The sequence below is a fragment of the Vibrio sp. S457-15 genome, from assembly GCF_000960545.1.
GTDB classification, from domain to species: Bacteria; Pseudomonadota; Gammaproteobacteria; order Enterobacterales; family Vibrionaceae; genus Vibrio; species Vibrio parahaemolyticus.
Map to the genome: position 1 here is coordinate 35,210 of NZ_JYOQ01000003.1, position 21,619 is coordinate 56,828.

General features: G+C 39.2%; 19 protein-coding genes and 3 pseudogenes. 4 read left to right on the forward strand and 18 right to left on the reverse strand.

The genetic code is table 11. From position 1 onward, the window contains the following. Positions 1–64: 64 nt before the first annotated feature. Positions 65–4,435, reverse strand: coding sequence for an SslE/AcfD family lipoprotein zinc metalloprotease (locus UF05_RS00160; protein WP_045545021.1), 4,371 nt, complete (start codon positions 4,433–4,435; stop codon positions 65–67). Positions 4,436–4,572: 137 nt separating this feature from the next. After that, a complete protein-coding gene (locus UF05_RS00165; RefSeq protein ID WP_228841943.1) occupies positions 4,573–5,289 on the reverse strand; it encodes a hypothetical protein in 717 nt (238 codons plus the stop codon). A 931-nt stretch (positions 5,290–6,220) separates the two neighbouring features. Between UF05_RS00165 and UF05_RS00170 the strand changes: the two genes are divergently transcribed. Next, positions 6,221–7,126, forward strand: coding sequence for a DMT family transporter (locus UF05_RS00170; protein ID WP_045545006.1), 906 nt, complete (start codon positions 6,221–6,223; stop codon positions 7,124–7,126). A 61-nt stretch (positions 7,127–7,187) separates the two neighbouring features. On the opposite strand, the pseudogene UF05_RS00175 reads toward UF05_RS00170, so the two are convergent. The 3 genes and pseudogenes from UF05_RS00175 to UF05_RS25370 all read right to left on the reverse strand — a co-directional run. After that, a pseudogene (locus UF05_RS00175) lies at positions 7,188–8,038 on the reverse strand (transposase domain-containing protein). Between the two features lie 137 nt (positions 8,039–8,175). After that, positions 8,176–9,480, reverse strand: coding sequence for a hypothetical protein (locus tag UF05_RS00180; protein ID WP_045545007.1), 1,305 nt, complete (start codon positions 9,478–9,480; stop codon positions 8,176–8,178). Positions 9,481–9,631: 151 nt separating this feature from the next. Continuing rightward, positions 9,632–9,936, reverse strand: a pseudogene (locus UF05_RS25370) (IS5/IS1182 family transposase); the annotation flags it as partial. Between the two features lie 205 nt (positions 9,937–10,141). Between UF05_RS25370 and UF05_RS23760 the strand changes: the two are divergent. From UF05_RS23760 to UF05_RS26415, 3 genes and pseudogenes are all read left to right on the forward strand, one after another. Then, positions 10,142–10,674: pseudogene (locus tag UF05_RS23760) on the forward strand (transposase). Positions 10,675–11,076: 402 nt separating this feature from the next. Then, positions 11,077–11,865: a winged helix-turn-helix domain-containing protein gene (locus tag UF05_RS00185; protein WP_045545008.1), complete on the forward strand. Its 789-nt coding sequence runs from the start codon at positions 11,077–11,079 to the stop codon at positions 11,863–11,865. Next, positions 11,852–12,325: a hypothetical protein gene (locus UF05_RS26415; protein ID WP_231583789.1), complete on the forward strand. Its 474-nt coding sequence runs from the start codon at positions 11,852–11,854 to the stop codon at positions 12,323–12,325. The genes UF05_RS00185 and UF05_RS26415 overlap by 14 nt, the downstream gene beginning before the upstream one ends. Here the strand turns inward: UF05_RS26415 and UF05_RS00195 are convergent. The 13 genes from UF05_RS00195 to UF05_RS00255 all read right to left on the reverse strand — a co-directional run bounded on the left by UF05_RS00195 (position 12,322) and on the right by UF05_RS00255 (position 21,607). Beyond that, positions 12,322–12,699: a hypothetical protein gene (locus tag UF05_RS00195; protein ID WP_005484512.1), complete on the reverse strand. Its 378-nt coding sequence runs from the start codon at positions 12,697–12,699 to the stop codon at positions 12,322–12,324. The genes UF05_RS26415 and UF05_RS00195 overlap by 4 nt on opposite strands. Positions 12,700–12,722: 23 nt before the next feature. Further along, positions 12,723–12,956: a flagellar biosynthetic protein FliQ gene (locus UF05_RS00200; protein ID WP_005499519.1), complete on the reverse strand. Its 234-nt coding sequence runs from the start codon at positions 12,954–12,956 to the stop codon at positions 12,723–12,725. Then, positions 12,943–13,716, reverse strand: a complete 774-nt coding sequence (locus UF05_RS00205; RefSeq protein WP_045545009.1) for a hypothetical protein — start codon at positions 13,714–13,716, stop codon at positions 12,943–12,945. The genes UF05_RS00200 and UF05_RS00205 overlap by 14 nt, the downstream gene beginning before the upstream one ends. Continuing rightward, complete coding sequence (locus UF05_RS00210; protein WP_031846323.1) at positions 13,713–14,102, reverse strand: hypothetical protein; 390 nt, start codon at positions 14,100–14,102, stop codon at positions 13,713–13,715. The genes UF05_RS00205 and UF05_RS00210 overlap by 4 nt, the downstream gene beginning before the upstream one ends. Continuing rightward, positions 14,056–15,318 (reverse strand): type III secretion system ATPase VscN2, encoded by a 1,263-nt coding sequence (gene vscN2, locus UF05_RS00215; RefSeq protein WP_021821930.1) that lies wholly within the window; start codon positions 15,316–15,318, stop codon positions 14,056–14,058. The genes UF05_RS00210 and vscN2 overlap by 47 nt, the downstream gene beginning before the upstream one ends. After that, positions 15,318–16,784 (reverse strand): secretin N-terminal domain-containing protein, encoded by a 1,467-nt coding sequence (locus UF05_RS00220; protein WP_045545010.1) that lies wholly within the window; start codon positions 16,782–16,784, stop codon positions 15,318–15,320. The genes vscN2 and UF05_RS00220 overlap by 1 nt, the downstream gene beginning before the upstream one ends. Then, positions 16,777–17,028 (reverse strand): hypothetical protein, encoded by a 252-nt coding sequence (locus UF05_RS00225; RefSeq protein ID WP_045545011.1) that lies wholly within the window; start codon positions 17,026–17,028, stop codon positions 16,777–16,779. Before UF05_RS00225 ends, UF05_RS00220 begins: the two co-directional genes overlap by 8 nt. Then, complete coding sequence (locus UF05_RS00230; protein WP_045545012.1) at positions 17,021–17,704, reverse strand: hypothetical protein; 684 nt, start codon at positions 17,702–17,704, stop codon at positions 17,021–17,023. The genes UF05_RS00225 and UF05_RS00230 overlap by 8 nt, the downstream gene beginning before the upstream one ends. A 4-nt stretch (positions 17,705–17,708) precedes the next feature. Beyond that, positions 17,709–18,398: a flagellar type III secretion system pore protein FliP gene (locus tag UF05_RS00235; protein WP_045545013.1), complete on the reverse strand. Its 690-nt coding sequence runs from the start codon at positions 18,396–18,398 to the stop codon at positions 17,709–17,711. 62 nt (positions 18,399–18,460) lie between these two features. Further along, on the reverse strand, positions 18,461–18,754 hold the full coding sequence (locus UF05_RS00240) for a hypothetical protein (protein ID WP_045545014.1): 294 nt from the start codon (positions 18,752–18,754) through the stop codon (positions 18,461–18,463). Between the two features lie 1,199 nt (positions 18,755–19,953). Next, positions 19,954–20,487, reverse strand: coding sequence for a winged helix-turn-helix domain-containing protein (locus tag UF05_RS00245; RefSeq protein WP_045545015.1), 534 nt, complete (start codon positions 20,485–20,487; stop codon positions 19,954–19,956). Positions 20,488–20,738: 251 nt separating this feature from the next. Further along, positions 20,739–20,954, reverse strand: coding sequence for a FliM/FliN family flagellar motor switch protein (locus tag UF05_RS00250; protein ID WP_031779626.1), 216 nt, complete (start codon positions 20,952–20,954; stop codon positions 20,739–20,741). Between the two features lie 2 nt (positions 20,955–20,956). Further along, a complete protein-coding gene (locus UF05_RS00255) occupies positions 20,957–21,607 on the reverse strand; it encodes a hypothetical protein (RefSeq protein WP_031846317.1) in 651 nt (216 codons plus the stop codon). Positions 21,608–21,619 lie beyond the last annotated feature (12 nt).

Below are 21,619 nucleotides of genomic sequence, written 5' to 3' on the forward strand. Positions count from 1 at the left end.
TAAAAGCAATGGCCCTAATCAGGGCCATTGCTTAATGAACAATTTTTTACAACTAGTCTCCAGCCTAATGTACCGTGGTATAGCGCTCAGGAGAAGTAGCTGGCTGTGGTAACTTTAAGTTTGCCACAAAAGACAGTCCTTCTTGAGTAATACCTCCGCTGTAGCTCGGAGAACCATCAGGTAAAATAGCTTTACTTTCACCCGGATTCCACTTTTCAAAGTATGGTGAAAGGTCATACCCACTCACATATGATGCACAAACCATCAACAGATCTCCATCTCTTAATCCGGTAGCGGCGGAAGAACAATAGTTATTACTGATATCATCTCCAGCTCGGGCTAAGCGATGCATCAACTTGAACATATTCCAACCTTGATCCTGATCAAAAATAGAATGATTCACATCTAAAATAGAGTGACTCTGCCATTTTGATAGATCAAAGTTTTCTTCTGCCCAACGTTTAAGTTGGCCAAACATCGCCAACTTCATATTGTTATTGGCTTCACTCCAAGCATGACCATTGTATCGTTCTAACCATAGGACTGATTTCTGAATATCAGACTCAATCCGTTCCATATATGGCTTATCTTCTCTTTTCTCTTGCATATAAAGTGCAAGAATATTGTTAACAACTTCTGTACTACCCACAACATTAAATGGAGCACTTGCTAAATTATGCCCCACTTCATGCCATAGCAGCCAATCATCCAACGGCTTCGTTGGAACTACAGTCGCCTTTTTATCGTAGGTACTACTTTGCACTGGATATCCTGAATGCGCTGCGCCAATAGATATCTGCACATCATTCACGAAACGGTGTCTAAAACCAGGTAATGCATCACTAGTAAACCGTTGGTGTAAACTGTGAGAAGCTTTACTATCTCTTCCATAGAAATCACTAGCGCTTTCTGCAAAAAAGTTCAGCTCCTCAACAAATTTATCAACGTCTAAAGCTGTCGTATTTTCAACTGGAGTTGTGTAAATAAAATGACCAGTATCAATCTCAGCTAAAGGCACCCCATCACTGCTTTTATTAACCCACTTTCCGTTGTTCCAATAGTCCGCTTTTAAAACTCCCGAGAACGTATAAGTGACTCCTTTTTCTTCTTCCACATGATATGGTTGTATATAAATCAACCCTCCGTATGGCACTTTAAACGCTAAATGATTGCCATCATATTCAAACGACTTCTGAACACGTGGTGGCCTGCGCAGACTGAGTTCGTGGCTTTCACGACCTGTCAAATCATCAACTAACGCGACATGAATAGTAGCTTTTACACCGCCTGATACAACAACCTCCTCTAATTGAGGCGCCCACAAACCTGTAGACTGCATATTTCCTGCCGTTCCAACCACTGGACGATTTCCAATGAATACATCTACACTTGCAGTTGTAGCAGCCCCCGACGCCTTACCTGGATAACTGTTCGTATCGACAGTAATATCCAAATCCCAGTATGAACGACCGAGCATAATTCGAGTTAGTGGTTTTTCCATCCAGTTAAGAGGGTAAGATGGATTTAGCTCTGAACGCTCATTTAGTAGCCCCCATTTAACTAGATCTGACTTGGTGCTTTCACTGCAACTCATACCACCACTGTGCTTATCATCAGTATAGCAGTTAAGCATTTCGACTAAACGCTTGAAACCTAGTTCGTCCTGAACTTCGGCGTTATACTCATATTGAGTATCGTTCCACAACCAAATAGACAAGTTGTCATATGTTGCAGTCAGATCTGCTTGGGATAAGCGAACACCTTCTTTACCTTTACTACGATAGTAAACTTCATGAGAAAATAGCTTATCAATATTTGCACCCAAGTTCGCAGCTTTGACCATCCCCTCCACTACTTCAGGACTCATCGGGTAACGAGTAAAGTTAGGGCGATGATGATTACCAAAGCTCGGAATACCGTGTCCAGAGCGAACCTCGATACAGTTTACCTCATACTGATAGTCATCCTTACACACTGGTACACCAGGAAAGTTCTCTTTTAACTCCTGAATGGCCGAATGTTTCGCAATTTCATCCTTTACAATGTGAAAAGCAGCACGTTCAACGACTTTGTCATTAACCTTTACTTTGTATGTTGGAATTTCTAACTTAGGCATATCCACGGATGAAGGCCAAGTAATAGATCCATCATCATTGATAGTAAGCTTACTGGTATCAGAGAATCGCTCTAAAACTACAACATCATGCTCAGCAACTGCATGCAAATTTGGTGGGTTAGGCTTATCCGTGTTGTGACACCAGAAACCATCACCGCAATAACTTTGCAAAGTTTTGGCTACGTTCGCTCCACCAATTGAGACTCCGGCTGCATCAGCCAAACGCGCAACTGGTTCAGGGTTACTTTGCTCCAACGCATCAAAAAAGATAATGTTACCACCCTCATTAACATACTTAATAAGGTCACTTATATCTTCTACCGTTAACTTCGGACGAGAAACATCAGAGACCACCGATTTCGTTTCATATCCGCCAGTTTTAATTTCAAAAGACTGCAATAAAAGTAAAGGTGTCGTTTGTGGTGATAGAGCACCAAAACTACCACTAGAAATCGTAGTTAACTCATCGAAACCAAAGGACTTATCAACGAAAAAGTTGTAAATATTTCCTTCGGCACTGCCATTCATTCTGAAAGCGTGTCCTTTTTGAATGTTAGTAGCAATGTTGAGTTGTCTGTCATTCGGAACCATCCACGAAATCATGTTCTCAAAAAATCGCTTCATGCTTCCACCATCAAAACGGGTATCACGCTTGCGGTTTGAGTTCGAAGCGGCCATTTCGTAAGTGCATATTTTCTTTGTCTCATCGATCTTTAACTGCTTATCAGCCCAATAATTATCAGGACAAGATAAAATAGACGTATACATAGCATTACCCATGAACACGACTTTACCACTACCGATCGAACCAGCACTGACTGTAGGTAATTGATACACAGTATTGTCTTTAGAAATACGCTCTGGACGTTGCATTACTACAGACGATTTATCATCAATCGTAGTTGCATCAACAATATAAGGCTTTTTATCGGAGCCAGAACCTCGTGTCCAAGCCGCTTCTTCACCGAACTCTAACCAATAGTTATTATCAGCTCTAGGCATTAGAACAGGGAAAGCTTCATTCGTTAGGTTAAAATTTCGCATAGCGCGAGCCCAGCCCGAACCACCCCAGCCATAATTATCATGGAAAATATGAAATTGAGATACGCCGTCATAAATAGTGCTCAAAGATTCTGTCACATATCCAGAGTTATCCTTAAGCTCTTTAACGGCATCAATATCATAGTTAAACCAACTACTATCCTTTTTTAACTGCGTATCAATCTCTTGAGTTAACCCACGAGAAAACTGTTCTTCAAATTCATTTGGTGTCGTATATTCTGTATCGCCTAGCCTCGCTCCATTAGGAAGTTCTAAATTTATCAACTCATTAATAACGTTGGGATACTTCGAAAATGTGTCTACTACATCCTTATTAACAATGATGTTTGAATTTAGAATCTCGCCATAACGTAGAATAAGCGATTCTATGTTTTGCTGAACAACAGTATTGGTGCTCAGGTCAGACAATGAATAACGAACTTTATTACCTTTCGTCTGACCTAATTCGAATGTATCAATACCAAATATGATGTTCTCGCCCCAAAGATATTCAAACTGCCCTTCACTATCGGTAACACCTTGAGAAGATTGACTAAAATAAGACAATCCAACAATAGGACGACCACTAGTGTCTGTAATTACACTTTTTGTCAGTGGTTTATTCTCTATGCTAGGAACATACTCATAAGCACTTTCTGCAGAAGCTGAAACAAAAGATGCAGTCAGGTTATTACTCGTGCCAGGTGACACCTCAGGCGTTATGTTTGTATTTACATGAGATGTTGGCCCCTCAACATTGTCGGCAACGGTTGGATTGAGAAATTCATTTACAGCATCATCATCAGTTGACCCGTACAACTGAGCAACATCATAACTGTTAATTTCATCTAAACAAATCGTGTCTTTTTCAGTCGGGCAAACATTAATTTTACTTAAAACCTTAAGAGAGTTGCTTTTAGCTCCTTGCTCCAATACATCAAACAAATCAAAATTAACCTGATTGTCTATGTTTTGATATGAAATGCTGCTATCAATGTATTTATTGGTATCAAATGAACCAAGTTCAACTGCACCATAATAACAATTAACAACGGTATCACTATCGAAGAATTCAAAAGTGGCTTCGTTATTAAGTTCATTTCCGTTACAAATCACATCGCCTTTTATGCGCTGATTTGAAATAAACAAACTACCTTTTCTAGTTTGATCACTAGGGACTTCTGGAACTTCACTTCCAGGCATATCAAATTTTGAATCATCAGAGTGGCATCCAGAAATAGCCAAAAAAATGGCAACTGAAATTAATTTTCTTTTCAAAACCAACCTCATGTTATAAAAGAAAAGAGATGAAAAAATGAAACCAAACACACACAAACTCAAGAGAAATGTGATGAAAAAACCTGAAAAACAAAGCATCAAAAAAAGCTCTAAAATCAAATCCTTTCTATCAATGTTCACTTATTGACATGTTTACTTATTAAATCAGAGATCATTCGAGACACTGAAGAACTCGTCAAAACTTTCGAATCAGAAGTTCTAATAGGTTCAGAAGAATTCAAATTAAACTCGTCAAGCAGTTTATTAGCAACATGAGTCAAACTCTTATAATCGTCTTCTCTTTGCTTCTTTCGATCTACGATTGATTGCTTCGCAGCTTGAGGTAGCCCATCTACAGAATTTCGGAGACCGTTTTCTAAATGACTCTTATTTGCCTGCTGACTCCAAGTCTCATCTGCGCTGGAGATTCCCCCAGCATACAGCCAAGTCACCAACTCATTTCGAATAGGTTTTTCAGCACATTTTACAGACTTAGCCATATCATCAGACATTGCGGCTAGGCGTTCAAAATTCGCATCAAGCAAAGAAGCAGCATAGCTCAGAAAATGTTGTCTAAGACCACTTTGAATCATTTGGGAGTCCCACTTCCCGAAAGTTTGACTACATGCCTGCATAATTTGATCGTACCTACCTGTTTCTGCTTTTGAAGAAACGCTTCTGTCGTGCACTACTTGCTTACTTTCTTCTTTGAAACCCTGTTTGGATGCCTTTAGCTTTGAAATCAAAGAAGAATGCTTTTTAACTTCAGAGGCTCGAGATGTGTCATGAAACACTTTAGCTATTGATATTTTTTGATCATCTAAATGGTCATTTAGCGGTTGTTTATCTTGCACTAAAGGTGTGCTAACTCTGTTGAATGTAGGAATCATAATACTCATTTCAATAATGAACACAGAGCGTTATTATCATTCTAATTTTCTTCATTTCATCAGGTAAATTCTGAAACAATAAAACTCACCGACATAATCTCACCAAATTACCCATACAAAAATTGTCTCACCATGGCTTTGTTTCCTAATTCGAATTCAGTAAAAGACGCGCCTAATATGACTAATTGTTAGGTAACCACTATCGTTTCAAGCATACCTAGCCCTGTGGCTTGTTTAACGCTTTCATCATTGCGTAAATCTCGCCAACTTGTGCATTGTCATTTCTCTGGAAGACTAAGATCATGCTTACGCTTATGCTGAGAGACACCCATTTCGACAATCAAATCACACCCTTCTTCATCTAACTGTCTAACAACTTCATACTGTGTATTGGGTTTTCTTGGGGTCATCCTGTGCTTTATTTATTACAATGGAAGCTCTTTTTGACAAAGCGCAATTGAATCAGGAGAAGCGAAGTCATCGATATCAATAAGCCAGTAAGCCAACATAAAAAATACCCTCAAACATGGATGCTTGAGGGTATTTTCAATCAACCACAGGATCGTTCAACAGATCGGTATCAATCTAGTAGCTGGCTTTATTTTATCTCGACCGAAAAATGCATCAGTATTAGCCCTAGAGAAAAACATAATTTCATTTTGGTATCCTCTTTAAATACTGAAACTGACAATTCCTTACCTACACATACACACCTCGGATTGAATGATAAAAATGTTATAGCTACGTTAATGTCTGTTCAGTTCATGGAAACCACTATTAACAAGGCGCAGCTCCTTGAATCTAAAAGTTCTGATAAACACGACCTAATCAGCCATCAACAGATAGATGCATTTATAAATGGAGTTTTCGTTACATTTTCATAACAGGTATTAATATGTCTAAAAACAAACTAACAATATTGTTATTTTTTTCGGTTTGTATGATTTGGGGTACGACCTGGTTTGCTATGGAAGTAGCCGTGTCAACAATTCCTCCGTTATTTGCTACGGGCATGCGCTTTCTCATTGCTTGTCCCATTTTGATTTTCTTGGCAAGAGTATTAAATCAACCGTTGTTATTTCCACGAGGTAAAGAGCACTGGGTTATTATTGTCTCTATTTTTTATTTTGCTATCCCATTTACCTTAATGATTACAGGTGAGATGTTTATCTCATCAGGATTAGCTTCCATAATTTTTGCCAACATGCCTATTGCAGTCATGATGACATCAACGATCTTCCTTGGGCTTCGTTTAGCCGCACACCAAATATTTGGTGTATTTACGGCAGTCGTGAGCTTGTGTGTGATTTTATCAAATGAACTTGCTATCGGAGGAGATGCGATCTTTCTTGGTTCAGCAGCCCTGAGCATTGCAGTACTGATCCACGCTTTCATGTATGTTTTAGTACAAAAGTACTGTGCTGAAATCCAAGTCATTACCTACAACGTAGTGCCAAGTTTTATCGCTGCAATACTGCTTATAATTGGTTCACTCCTGTTTGAAAAACCAAATACTTTAGCATTTTCGCCTCAATCTATAATAGCTGTTGCTTATCTTGGCATGTTTGCTAGTGTGGGAGGTATCGTGGCCTACTTTAAACTAGGTAATGTGTCTTCTCCGTTTGTCGCTTCACTTTGTTTTCTGATATTTCCCCTAATAGCACTTTCTATTAATGCATATATAAGCGGTGATGTAATATCGGACCAATCTTTATTTATGCTAATCCCTCTCCTCATCGGTGTTCTATTCGCCAAGTTGGATTTAAGGAGTCGCATTTTGGCTCATGACTCAAATCGGTAGATAAAAGCTAAATGTTTTTGCTTGATATAAAAAATAAAGCCATCGTAATGATTAACTCCTATCACTTAAGGTGCTTGGAGCGAACTAGATAACGAGTTTTACTCATACGAACGGCTCTTGATTTGGGCCGTTTTTTTCGTTCTGGCAGAATATAACTCATCACTCGCTCTCGCATTGCCCTCGACTTTTTGGGGACCGAGCCTGGTGAGGCGATTACACACAACATTAGTTCATATTGGATATCTCAAAGTGACATCATGAGACTTATCCGTAGAGGAGACACATTCGCTTCTTTGGCTATACGACTTGTCTCCACACGAACCAGACTATAAGCGATGAGTATCCCCCAGATTTCTTGCTCTATCCCTGCACTAGTCGGCTTCGAAGCAGAACTTCATCGGCCAACATGTCATGTTTTATCTCGCCATAGCTGCCCTCAACTTACCAACGCTCGAAGTAGACATCCAGTAGGGGTTGAAGGTCATATTGGCTATCCGTTAGAGAAGTTAGCACGCCTTTTATATGATTAAGTTGCTTTGGTTTAAAATACAGGACCAAGCTCGCTTACTATTTCTCTGGAAGACTAGGATCTTGCTTACGCGCATGCTGTAAGTCATTTTCTGGCTTGAGGAATGGCACTTGGGGCAATGGATTCACCTAAAGAGCTGGACAATGTTAAGTCTAACTTGTCCCAAACGTCAGTAATCAGTCTGTCGCGATAAAAGCCGACACCGACAAGCAACCAATCGACCAATCGACCAATTCAATGGGCAGTTTTCGCCTTCTCATACTGGCTTTATTCGTTTCATCCAGTGCTTGATTTATCCTTTCTAATGGAAGTTCTTTTCGAAAAAGCGTAAGTGAATCGGGAGAAGCAAAGTCATCAACATCAACCAGCCAGTGAGCTAACATAAAAATACCCTCAAACATGAATGCTTGAGGGTATTTTCTACCAACCACAGGCTCGTTCAACTGATCATTTTCTTAACTGATATGAGTTACCCCAAGGGACGTTTTTATTGAGAAGTATGGGATGACACAAGCACTAGTTATATATTACGCGCAATCGCTAAGCGTTCATCACGCAAAATTTGATACCAGTATTTTAAGGTTTGCTGGATCATTTTCACGTTATCCCCAATGCGGTTAATTTCTTTAGTGTCTTCGTCACCTAACACTCGTTGTGGGTAGTTTTGATAAAGGGCTTTTAACCAGCTAGCATTCAACGAACCATCAAAATCTAACGCAATATCGACCCCATTAGGTCTCTTTCCGCCCGTAGTATCTCCATTACCGTTTTCGCCGTAACTGGAGTTCTGCCAGCCCATCTGCCCCTTTTGGAATGTGTCAGGGTCACCAAATTTACTGATGTAGTCATAAACATGCTGATAGTTACCACCTGTTGGTGTTAGGTCATTAATATCTTTAAGACTTCCCTTTAGTATCGTTTCGAGCGTGGCCTTAGACATTTCTGGATTATCTTTTAACATGTTACTCAGAAAGACTAATCGGATTAACGGGCTCATATTGTTATTATTAGTTGTGATCCAGCCGCCTTTGGTGGTATCAAAATACCCCGAGTTTTGTAGTTGAGACGTCGTACTGCCACTGGTGGTTAATAAAGTTTCTAACTCTCGAGGAAATGATTGGGATGCTGAAATTGACCCTGATGTCAGTTTCGACATCGCTCTATATAGCAAAGATTCTTGACCAGCTGTCCCGTTGGATGCCAGCTCTGCCATTTTTGACCAAACATCCTTTGCCATGTTTAATAGATGATTTCCGCTGATTCCTCCAATGGCCGAGCCGGACATATTATTAGCAGGAGGCAGCGCCTCTACCCACGAGTTATGTTGACCTGAGCCTATATATTCTAAGCAAAACGACAATTTTTGCATAAACGCAGCGTCGGTATCAACACCATACTCTTTGGCATTGATCAACAAGTCCAACATCGCTAATTGAAATATGTCTTCCCATTGAGAGCCTTGAGGATTTGTCAATCCTAATAGTGGCTGACCAATAAACTCTAATGCCGCTTGGAAACCCGCTTGACCTCCTTCGGCCCACATACCAATAAGTTCTAGCTCTACAGCACTTTGGTCTATTGCTGCTAACAATGAATCTGATATATTTGATTCGGTACTTCTTAAATTGGGTGCGGTACTTTTCAGAGCTGCTTTTTGTTGTTGCAACTGTGTCTGTAGTGTTTCAGGAGAATAGGGCGCTTCTAATGTAGCGCTGTCATTTAGAAGCACCAGAACAGGTTCAGGGAGAGTAGAATCTTGCTTAGTAGCCGTTAATGGTGATGTGGCTACGCTTTGATTTGTTGCATTTAGATTAATATTCAACATAAATACCTCGATAATATCGTACCATTGGTAGCATTTTGGACAGTATTATTAATTTACTGGCACTCCTATTTGTCATCGCGTGATTGACTCGACAATAGGCTTTGTTGCTGAATTAAACTTACGAGCGGACGCTAGCTAAATCGTTCGCCTGTTAAACTATATATTGAGTTTCGGGCATACCTACCCCAGTTAACTTGTTGAAAGCTTTGATCATGGCTTAAGTTTCCCCAACTTGCGCATTGCAATGCCAAAGAGTGAGTAATGCTCCAAGTAACTGTTTCACACGATACCTAGTGGTTTCTGACAGCCAACCGCCAGATTGCGTGGATGCACTTTTTCCCAAAAGGCTGCTCACTCACGCGGATGCATTAGAGGTATCGCTTTCTTAACCCTAATCGCCCTGTAACACTGCCTTGTATCGTATGCGCCAGTCAGTGTTTTTGTAACGAGGCTTCGGCATGAAATTAAAGTAAGTGAATGAATGTCCCTGCTCTGAACGTAAGATTTTAATTTAGTTCATTCGATTTCTGCAGCGAAGCCGATGGAAGCTCTAAGGCTTGAATGTCAGACATCATAAAAGCAAAAAAAAACAAAAAAGAAAACTGAATAATCATGAAAAAAACACCAAACAACCAACTGAAAACACTACAACTAAGTTTGAATCAATCACGGTTCACTGAGGTTTTGGATTGATGAAGAGACCGTTCAGCTATTGAAGCAAATCAAGCAGGAGAACCGTGGAAGACCGCGATTGTTTTGTGAGTTAGCGATTACTGCGGCTCTTATGGTTAAACGTGTATTTTCATTGCCGCTGAGAGGTCTTTAAAGGTTCATTAACTCTATTTTTAAGCGCACGCCACGACCGCCGTCATGCCATCATTTTTCATGTATTTGCAAACAAGCCACACTACTCATTCCACCAAGAGAAAGTGTAGTTTTTTTGGAACAAGTTCATCCTCGCAACTTAGTAGTCGGTTACCAGAAGCTGTACGGTTAAAATGAGCATTGGAAAAAAAAGTGCGGCTAGCATAAACGCTCGCTCTCAGAGAAGGCGATGTTCCGTGTAAAGAAACTGGTCGGTGAGGAGCTAAGCTTACGAAATTACACTGCTCAAGTTGGCAAGACTTACACCATGATAAAAGCGTTAACAAGCTGACAGGGCGAAGTATGGCGGAAACGATAGTGACCGCCTAACAATTAATCATATTCGGTGAGTTTTTAACTGAACTCGAATTAGGAAACGAAGCCTCTCACAATAGTAACCAGAACAAATTCTGTCTAAAAATCACTCATGACAATTTCTTATCTCGTAAGGTGTCTAACCGTCGGATAGTATCTTTACTTGTGATTTAGTTTTCGGGGCTGTGAAGGTACATAGACCCGTATATTGCTCTCAAAAGTCAAGTAGCTTACTATGCCCCCTAACTGAATGGTTAGCTTATTCCTTAGACTAAAATCAATATTAATCATAATAGCTTGAGCTATGTACCAAACTCCACGCTATTGAAAGTTGTTCTGTAATACACTTTAGGTTTGAGTTCATCAGAAATTGGCGTGTAGAATGTAAAGAAGAGTGCCACAACTTCAGAGATCACCATGAGAAAACAGTACAAAGTAAAACAATTCATTCTGAAGGAAGACGCACAAATAGTGGTCGATAGCGAAACCGGAACTCAACACAAAATTGGTCGCCATGATTTTTTGACTTTATTGGAGCTAGCAAAACACTCCGGACAAATTTTGTCTAAGGCTCACTTGATGGAAAAAGGATGGCCAGGCAAGATTGTGTCTGATAGCTCTCTAACACAATCTATCCGAAATATAAGAAATCTTATTGAGGATAATGGAAAGAATCAGTTATGGTTAAAAACTGTAGCGAAAGTTGGCTATGTGCTTGATTCCTCCATCGTAGAACAACTTATCGACTCCTCGGCTGCTTCACCTGATAGTGCAAAGATAAAGCCAACATCTATTCCAACAAAAGAAGAGTTGAAAGGTTCAAACTTATTTCGATTCAAATACTTATATTTGAATCTATTAATTATCTTGGTTACTGTATCTATAAAGCTGTATAACGAAGAATATATTCGAAAACCTGTTTTATTAAGCTACCCCAATCTAAGCTATCAACATGAGTATTTATCAATATACTCTGACGATTTTGAACTGTCTGACAAACTTGCTTCAGAGATATTAAAAATGTACAGAAGTTCACCAAGTAAGCCCGAAAAGTTATTCATAATGATCACTGATGAAAGCCTATCTTTTTCATATATAGGGAGTGATGGCATAGTTGTTAATAAAGTCATATTAAATATCAAAAATCTGCCATTTTCATACATATCAGCTAGAGTTGTAGAGGAATTAAACAATGTGGAAATCTAGCGCAATTTTATTGACAATATTAAACGTAGTACTATCTGTAGTCTATTTAAACTATGAAAAAGAGCAACCAACACTATATTTCAAAGCGTCTTATAATTCGTTAGATATAGATAATAATTTTAACTATTATACGCTTATAAATATGGAGGTTTTACATAACAACTTTGATATAGATATGGCGGTAATGGAATACCCAACAGAAAAAGAAACCAACTACTATAAGGTTGTGGGGGATGGTTCCACCATAACAAAAAAAACACACCAGCATTATCTTTTATTTGATAATTTTGATGTGTTTAAAGGTAAACGTCCTGTTTTTCGGTTAGGAGAATACAGAAACGAAATAAACAACATATTAAACAGTGCTAATCCTGTTCAAGTGGTTAGTGAAACAAACGAATATATTGTAATGAAATTTTTCTTTCATGGTGGCCAAATATTGGCCTTTAAAAAAGGTTAAAGCTGTCTAACTTCAATAGAGAATTTATTGAATAAAGTAAGCTTTTTCGATAGAACTTTATCAATGTTTAATTTATCTTTTTCTATTTCGCTAATTAATACAATTTTGTCTTTGTTAAAATTAACAAACACATCCTCATCTTCAAGCAGTAACTCTACCAATTTAGAAGCTTTGAATCGAAGGCTTCTCATGTCTTTTAAAGGTATTTCTATAAAAGTTTGTAGCGCACCATCACTTAAACTAATAAAAATCTCTTCACCACTAACAAGCTCAATACTAATTGGCTCATTGCTTTCTACTCGAGATAGCAACCTAGGGTCGATATTTAGATTATCAACCAGCGTTTTATAAATAATTTCTCGTAATGTTTTCAAAACAACTCCTTATTTAACCAGCATTATAACTCTTTGAAAACTAGATAGAACTGTTCATATATTCCACCGCCAAACTCGGCTAACAAGAACATAAAGACAACTAATTTGGCTGCCATTGGCAAGCCTGGGTCCTGTACACTAAATACTGTCTGAAGCAAGCCGACCACGACACCTGTAACCACAAATGCTAATGAAAATATTATAATTGCATTTGACAAGATATCTAAGCTAGCCGAAACAACGTCAAGAACTGTCATGGCTTTCCTCTAAATAATCAATAAGTCGACCTGAATCAAAAGTAAAACAGTAATATTTTCTCTTAAAGAAAACCCTATATTTAACAAGATTAGTACCGTCTTTAAAATACTCACCATCGAGTTTTAAACCACTCTTAAGACAACCATCTAAAACGAGTTCCGATAGAATATAATTCTCTACTTGGTAATATTTCTTTGTGCCATGAGAAATCTGTCTTAAAACATCAGTTGTGTTTTCAACACGATTGGTGCTATCCAAATTTAAATGGTTATTTTTCCATAAAATGACACATTCACTTTCTGAGTAACCTATTAAGTTACATTCAAAAGGTTTAGAACTACAAATTTTTTCTGCATCTAATTTCGCCTTGAATAAGGACAATGGATAAAAACCATTATGCCAACTATAATCTCTAGACCATGATGATCTTATTGACTCTAATTCAACAATAAATGCATTTTTTTTAATTTCCAGATGCTGATTTCTGTGTGGATTCCTCAAAAGAAAATTTAAGCAATCCCGTCCTACAATACCTTCAATTGCAGGTCGGCCCCCTTCATCTTCATATTCATCTTCATCTTCATTAATGGTTTCCTCTTCAACCTCTAATAAAGATTCTCCTTCAGAAGCTTTACTAGATATCTCTACCTGAGACAATATCTTTGTAAACTCTTCTTTTTCCTTAAAACTTTCTTTACAAATATCACTGCGTTCAAAAGATGAAAGCGAAAACGGTTTTAAATCATGATACCCAGTCATAATAAATGTACTCTCATTTCTGTAAGGGCATCCTTTCGCTTTTCAAGTTTCTTTTTTTCTAACTCAGCATCGTGGATTTTTTCATCCAATTCTTCGAGATCTTGTCGAGCTAGAGAAGCTTCAAAGAATAAACTCTCGATTTTAGATTTGATCCCCTCACGTCGCCTGAACAAGCGAGTGAGGGCATCTTTTTCTTGTATTATATTTAATACTTGTAATTCATTTTGCAGTGTTTCTATATCAAGCCATTTACTTTTTATGCTTTCTACTAATTCTTGCCTCTCTTTCTTGAGTTTATCCAATAATCTAACTTGCTTACCTATACGTATATCAACGATATCAATAAGCTGACCAAATTCTCTCCATTCCTTTGAGGGTTTCTTCATATTCAACTCCGTCAAACCCTTGCTTTAAAAATTCCATTATTTTCGGATACAGTTCTATCGCTTCATCAGTTTCTAGGTCGTTGCCTTTCTCATACTCACCAACACGAATAAGCAGTTCGACACTAAAGTACCTATGAACCATATCTTTGATCCGCTCAGACAGCCGAACGTACTCCTTGTCCTGAATTTTGTTCTGCAAACGACTTTTACTTTTAAGTACATCAATCGCCGGATATCGACCAGTCGATGCAATTGTGGTTGAGTACACCAAGTGCCCGTCAATTAGTGATTTAACCTCGTGGGCAATTGGATCATCATCAATTTCTTTCTCAATAAGTACCGTAAAAATACCGGTTACAGAACCAGAGATAGAGTTACCACAACTTTCAACTAGTCTTGATAACGCAAGAGAAACGCCAATCGGAATCCCCCCCTGAATCGGTGTGCCATCCAACATCGCTTGTGCACGAGCAAATCGAGTTAAGGAGTCGAAATAAAGGACAACTTTCTTTCCTTGCTCCATAAAATATCGAGCAATAGAAACGGCAACTAACCCCGAACGAACCTTTTCCAGAGGGTTGGCCTCAGAAGTTGATACAATCGTAATTGATTTTTGTATCACTTCCGGACCAATTTCCCCTTCCAAAAATTCAACCACTTCACGCGCGCGCTCGCCTATCATCGCAAAGATGACAACGTCAGCATCCATATTGTTCGCCATGATCGATACCGTTGTTGTCTTCCCGGCCCCCGCTGGGGCAAACAAGCCTAAACGCTGGCCTTCACCGATCGTAAATAAGCCATCAATAATTTTCAGCTTTGTCGGGAACACCGTTTCTATCGGTGCACGCATCTGAAGTGGTATTGGTTCTAGCGCTATAGGCAAGTCCTTATAATTGCCCTCTTGTTCGAGATAACTCTCTCCGTATAAGGACTCACCGTAACAGTTAATCACCTTACCGACTAATGCCTCTTCATTTAGAGGAAAGCAGAAGCGCCTTGGGGTGATTTCGACTTTTCCACCTCGCTGAACCGAGCCCGGCTGGAGCAGTTTGATCTCGATATCATGTCCGGAAACTTTTAAGATTTCACCACGAATCCAACCACTATCCACCGTTTCAACAAAACATTCCTGTCCGACAAACGCATCAATATTAACCTTACATCGGACGGTGTCTTGATATGACTCCTTGACCTTAAAATAGTGCTGTAACATCACTCAATTACCTGGAATGAGATAGAAACATAACGTTTGTACTTACTCTTAACTTCCGACGTTGATTTAAACAGTTCACCCAATAGTGGAATTGACGATAAAACAGGAATACCACTTTCCGTTTGTTGTGTAACCGTGTTGTCAAAGCCGCCAAGAATAATGGTTTGTCCCGGCTTAATGTAGACTTCAGAGTTCAAAGACTGAGAACTTACTCTAGGTGGCCTATTCGAATTATCACTATCTTCCTCATCGTCATCCAAAGATTCCTCAATGTACTGAATTCTTGCTTGCACATCTCCAGATGGCAGTAAGCGCCCCGTGACGTATAAGCTGTTATCAGCTTCGATTTTTTGTGTCTCAACCTGTTTATTTGAGATCAAAGCGATGGTTGCAGTTTGCTTTTTACCGAAGTGGCCTTGTTGGTTTTCCAAGGCAAGCAAGTTAGTTTCATAAACACCCCGAGCGATACCGTTTGATGCCAATGCTTGAAAGTTTCTCAGAAAATCAATAGTTTCTGTAAACGGAGGCACAACAAGATCATAAACGCCACGTGAACCATTGACCCATGAACTATCAACACCGAAGTGCTCTTTTCGTTCTGCAGATACGTCATATACTTTGAGAGAAAACAACAATTGACGACGCTCCGTATCGATCAAAGCCGCAATACGCTTTGCCAATTTCACTTCATCGGGCGTGCCTCGAACTAACAAAGCATTAGAGCCTGGTAGCGCCTGTACATTCGTGGTTTTCTCTTCCTCATCAAGATTCTGACGGTCGCCTTCACTGAGTTTGACTTTATAGGCTCGTGAAACTAATTCACCATCACTGATATTTTTAAACTGACCGATATTGGTAATTGCGGCCGCGATAAGCGACTGTGCACCAGGGAATGTTGCCTGGCCATCATATGTAGCAATACTACGGTCTAGAACCGAGATATAATGAAACTCGATTCTCGCCAACTCAAGGTTATTACCTCTTTCAAGAAAATGGTTTTTATCTACCATCCCTGCATAAGCAACGGCATCGTTGACAAACTTTTTAGTGCCTGAAAATAAAATTGAGTGCCCACGTTCTACCAAACGAATTTTTGTCGTTTCGTTAGTTTTAAACGTCAACTTCAATTCTCTGAGCAACAGCTCAGGAGATATATTTCTCGGTTTGTAAGTATAATTTATATACTCTTGTCCAGATTGAATCGTTAGCGTTCCGCCATAAGTGTACCAATCAAAATCAAACACTTTCGATAACTTGCTCAACAGCACAGGACCTGGGCCTGATAGCGTCTGAGTCATTGGTTGGTTTTGTGTTTGCGTATCTAAATTTGAGGCCAGCTTTAATTGCATATCCTTTGCAATGGCATCGAGGGCCTCAATTAAATTCATATCTTGCTGTTTAATCATTACATCAGCTTGCACAGTGAAGGTTAGACAGCAAAGTACAAGCAAAATTAATCTATACATCGTCAAGTATCTCTTTTAATTTCTGTTCGTCTTCTTTAATTGTCCTGATTACATTATTAATCACACCGCTTGCCACGATCATGTCAGCAATTTCAGCGTCACCAAATGTAACCTCCCCCTCTTCCTTTGAGCTGCTTCCTTCTGTTTTATTCAATGCTTCGATTTCATTTAGCATTGTTTCAAACTCATTGTCGCCTTGATATGTCAAACCAGTATCGATTTTAATCGCTTCAATTTTATTCATAACCTAACTTCCACATCATCTGTTCAAAAAGATAAAACTGATCGTGTAACACCCACAAATTAATAATGATGATCACCACGATACTTTTAATGTTTGGTGTAACAAACATCGATAACGATGCTTTCTTAAAAAACAAGTCTAAATAGCCGCAGCAAATGGTAATAACAAGCATGAGGATGATATATTTCCCTGAAACAATCAGAGTCATTTGAAGGTTATCGACTAACATCTTAAAAAAACCATCAATACTAAACTCATTAAACTCCGTGACCTGGTTTTGAATAACCTGGAGGAGAGGGAAAAAAATCAATCCACTTTCTAGAGCATAAAACGAAAAGATTAAACTCGTTAGCTTTGCTAAAGCCTCAGACTCTTCGGTGAAGCGGTGATCTTGAACAGACTGTTCGTTCAGCAGCAACATCTGCTGGATTACGCCCCCCACCATACCACTCAACCAATACGGGATTGAGCAATAGAAAGCAAAAATAACCACGCCGACTAACCATAACAAGGTAGGTTCTGCAACTAAGTTGAACCCTTCTAAACATATCGCCATGGCGATTGCAATCGCCAGACAGAGCGTATTATCTAGGTATAGTCGTGTTGGGTTAAAAATTTTTAAAAATAAAAAAACGCCAGCAAATAAAATCCAATTGGGAAATAGTAACTGTTGCATACAGTTACTCCAACGCTTTAAATAAAATGGTCCAACTGTCCGAAAAATAGAATACAGCAAGTTTAACCGGTGTGGAGATAACCGTTGGTGATAGCATCGTCATACCAACACCACTCAAAATAACTGCAATCAAAAAGTCGATACTGACAAAAACAATATATAGTTTTAAACCTAACTCAAACCCTTTATATAAGTCATAAATTAAACTACCAATAAAGAACTTAAAGGTTTCGTTTTCCTCATCAAAATTCAAAGGAATCTCGATTAAGGATGTCAATTTGTTGGTTTTATCCTCTGCGGTTTTTAGCAGTTCAGGAAAAAACTCAAATAGGTTACTCACCAACGTAAACATGGTAACGTTTTTAGGTAACTCGTCACTGCTAACAGAAGCGCTAGGGTCTAAACTATCTTCTAACCGATGCTGAGATGAAAAATACGGTTTCACACGCTCGAGGCCGGGCTTCACTTCTGGCCACACGCTATTTAGCGCCATTAATGCTGCCAATAAGTTAACCACAATAGCAGGCGGTATTTGCTGAGTACCCACCGCGTTTTTAATAATATTTAAAACAATGCTGTATTTTACAAAACCTGAAAAGCAGATAAAAAAGACGGCTGATAACAAGACCAGCACTAACAGCATGACCAAGTTCACGCCCACATAAGCATTATGCGGGCTTAATAATTCAACCATATCGATTCTACCCAAACCTATGCATATGCCAGGGCATAAACCCTGGCATAATTAAGCAAAAATTAAATGTTACGAGCAGCAGATGCAATAGAGTCTTTAATTGACTTAAGCGTTGATGTACCTGTTTGAACAGTAATACTTTGGTCACCCATTAGACGTTGCAGCTCTAACGATTCACCAGCAGAGAGTGATAGGCTATCACCAGCACCAGCACCAGCATTGGTCTTGTCAGCAATAAAATCTTCTACTGCTTTATCTGCTGTTTTCACAAAATCTTCAAATGTAGTACCTACTTCTGTTGTTTTAAGCGCTGAGTCTTGATCAAGTGCACGACCAGTCATACCAATAGTGTTCATGTATAAACTCCTTAATTTTTAAATTTGATTGTTTGATTCCCGCATCAGGCCATCTACCCTCGGGATGCAAACAATTAAACAGCCAGGAGAGCGATAAAACCAGTGAAAAAACCTGAGACAAAAACACTCAAACCCTCAACACACAAAACCCTTACGCGGCAAACCCTCACCATCCGAAATTTTGAAAAAAAACGCAAACAAAGCTCAAGCAACTCACCTAACATCCGCAAAAACGCAGCAACCCCCACCCAAAAAACACAAATGTTCAGAATTTGCCATAACAAAAAGAATGTTTATGAAGTGCATTTCTGTGTAATAACACCCTATTCTCCGTTCTTACCACAGATATTGGGTTTGCATTCTTGCCAATATAGAAAACACAACCTCGAAATATCACCATCTCGCTTTTTAAGGTTTGATTTTTAAACAAATATAGGGCTCAGAAGAATAGATCTCTCCTCTAATCAATAATCTGAGGCTTCCAGTAGAGACAGAAAGAAACAAAACGGTTATTTTTCGCCACCCACGATAGAAAACTGCCTGTCGCTCGAGCTGATTCTATTGATAGAGATGAAAGCCCATTAAGTAAATCAGGCCGTTCTGAAGAAACAAGGTCGTGTGAGATCCCTAAAAGGGGATGAGAATTGAGAGTAGCTGTCGCACGACAATGTCAATGCTCGGAGCCAACACTAAAGCTATGACATTGAACCAAGGTCACCGCTAGACAAAACGGTTGTGTTTGTTAAAGGTGTTTACCTAAAGCGCTGTAATACTTTTTTATCGGATACGAAGCAAAAGTAAACCATGTTGATATAAGCAAAGCCGAAACGAATGGTAACCTCCGACTCAATCGGGAGGTTTTAGTGTATTGGCATTAAGGTCAAACGACACTCTTCAAAAATACCGATGTACGCATTCGTTCAAAACTAAGATTTTTTGGGGATGGACTCAAATGGAAGCCATACCTTCGTTGCTGAAGACAGAGTCATGCTCACTCGTAGCCATAGCCAGAAACAATGAGCAATGAGCAATGAGCAATGAGCAATGAAACTAAATCAAATGATCAAATGGCATATTTAATGTTTAAGAGACCAGACTGTTTTTTGTTAGGCAGGATAGAAAAGAACGTGATGCGTAGTGGTCATGGAAGGCGCAAGTGAACCAGAAACATCCATGTTTGTATTCACTTGCTTTGCGGGTCACTTAATTAATGTCACTAAAATCGTACTAATCATAGAAGACAGAAGTGCGGCTGAAAATACTCCGATGATATACCATTTAGGGTCAACCATATTTACAGGCTCCCTTTGTATCATCGGTTTACTGTGGCTTATCGGTTGCTTGATCATTGCCACATCTTTTGACTCGATTCTTTTCACTTCCAAAGGCGGCGCATCTTCAGTGACCATTAAGCCTAAGTTCTCATCTTCTAAGATCAACATATAGCCTTCTTTAGGGATCGTTTTAATCTCACACATGACGCCTTCCAACATTTGTAAGGATTTGCGCAAGTTTGAAATCGCCTTTGTAAGTGACGTTTCACTCACTAACACTTTTCCCCAGACTTTGTCCTGAATGCATTCTTTGGAAATGACCACATTAGCATTCTCACACAATAGTTTTAGAATCGCTGACTCACGTCCACCCAAGCTAATAATTTGCTCAGGGCTGATTACTTCTCGTTTGAGTGTGTCGAAGATAACTTGGTTACCTAACAAGTAGTTTCTTAACATAGTGAACCCTTTTTCATCATTTTGATTGATTTGTAATTGAGAGTGAAAGAGAACATCTCTGTTCTTAAGGGCAAATTGAGAAACCCTGCCCCAGAAAATTCGAGGTCCGCATTATCTACGTCCACTTAATGATCTCGTGATAAAGTTATGAAAAAAGCATAAAAATCCCACGAAAAACCTAAAATAAAATAAAATAAAAAACACATAAAAAAACCTAAAATAAAAGGGCAATTCCTTGCCCTTTCACAAAATTACGATTTCACTTGATTTACGTTGTCAATCGATACGCCGTATTGATCATCAATTTTGATCAGTGTCCCTGTTGCAATTAATTCGTTGCCACTTTTAAGCATCACTTCTGATTGTACGAAATCATCGATTTTTATCATGTTCCCCTTTTGCAAGTGAAGCAGATCTTCAAGCGTCATGGAACAGTGCGCAATAACAACATCGATCGCTATTTTCACAATTAGCCTCCTTGGCTCAACGTTACAATCACACGGCGCACATCACGAATTTCCTCTTGTGCAGAAGTGACTTCTGTCATGACGTTTTTAAACTTCTGTTGTTCTGTATCGATATCAACCTGAATAGTGTCACAGTACGCCGTCATGGTTGCGTTCAAAGACTGCAAGTCGGTGTAGGAAACGCGATGAGTTTTGGATGCATTAAGATCTAGCCCAGTAATCGCAGCAATACCACGGTCATCTTTTAACTCTTCTTTTATGATACGATCAATATCTTCTAGGTGCTTTCCAGAAACGCTATCACCCAATGGTGTTCTGGTATTATTGTCATTAGGGTTCGTGTGGTTCATGTTATCTTGCATGACCAAACCCCAAATTCGGTTGATTTCCGCGATAGCATTGGACCAAGTCTCGATTGTATCAGCCATGGTTTTCGCTCGAACCGTTTGCTGATCTAAATAGCGACTTAAAAGCTCATCAATTAAATCCAGTGGGTCTTTAACCGAAGCGCGCACATCAGAATGCGGTACAGACGAAGCAGCACGCTGTATGATCGGACTTTGTTGAGTTAGTTGCTCTGCTACTACCTCGTTGCGTTGAGTTAATGGTACATCTGACGGTACGCTAAACCCAGAAATAGAAGAGTTCATCATTTCAACCTCTCT

Excerpts from the sequence above, each read along its gene's own strand:
- UF05_RS00185 (WP_045545008.1), top strand. The coding sequence starts at position 11,077 with ATGAGAAAACAGTACAAAGTAAAACAATTCATTCTGAAGGAAGACGCA.
- UF05_RS00180 (WP_045545007.1), bottom strand. The coding sequence starts at position 9,480 with ATGTTGAATATTAATCTAAATGCAACAAATCAAAGCGTAGCCACATCA.
- UF05_RS00225 (WP_045545011.1), bottom strand. The coding sequence starts at position 17,028 with ATGAATAAAATTGAAGCGATTAAAATCGATACTGGTTTGACATATCAA.
- UF05_RS00220 (WP_045545010.1), bottom strand. The coding sequence starts at position 16,784 with ATGTATAGATTAATTTTGCTTGTACTTTGCTGTCTAACCTTCACTGTG.
- UF05_RS00235 (WP_045545013.1), bottom strand. The coding sequence starts at position 18,398 with ATGGTTGAATTATTAAGCCCGCATAATGCTTATGTGGGCGTGAACTTG.
- UF05_RS26415 (WP_231583789.1), top strand. The coding sequence starts at position 11,852 with ATGTGGAAATCTAGCGCAATTTTATTGACAATATTAAACGTAGTACTA.
- vscN2 (WP_021821930.1), bottom strand. The coding sequence starts at position 15,318 with ATGTTACAGCACTATTTTAAGGTCAAGGAGTCATATCAAGACACCGTC.
- UF05_RS00205 (WP_045545009.1), bottom strand. The coding sequence starts at position 13,716 with ATGACTGGGTATCATGATTTAAAACCGTTTTCGCTTTCATCTTTTGAA.
- UF05_RS00200 (WP_005499519.1), bottom strand. The coding sequence starts at position 12,956 with ATGACAGTTCTTGACGTTGTTTCGGCTAGCTTAGATATCTTGTCAAAT.
- UF05_RS00255 (WP_031846317.1), bottom strand. The coding sequence starts at position 21,607 with ATGATGAACTCTTCTATTTCTGGGTTTAGCGTACCGTCAGATGTACCA.
- UF05_RS00230 (WP_045545012.1), bottom strand. The coding sequence starts at position 17,704 with ATGCAACAGTTACTATTTCCCAATTGGATTTTATTTGCTGGCGTTTTT.
- UF05_RS00210 (WP_031846323.1), bottom strand. The coding sequence starts at position 14,102 with ATGAAGAAACCCTCAAAGGAATGGAGAGAATTTGGTCAGCTTATTGAT.
- UF05_RS00240 (WP_045545014.1), bottom strand. The coding sequence starts at position 18,754 with ATGAACACTATTGGTATGACTGGTCGTGCACTTGATCAAGACTCAGCG.
- UF05_RS00170 (WP_045545006.1), top strand. The coding sequence starts at position 6,221 with ATGTCTAAAAACAAACTAACAATATTGTTATTTTTTTCGGTTTGTATG.
- UF05_RS00245 (WP_045545015.1), bottom strand. The coding sequence starts at position 20,487 with ATGTTAAGAAACTACTTGTTAGGTAACCAAGTTATCTTCGACACACTC.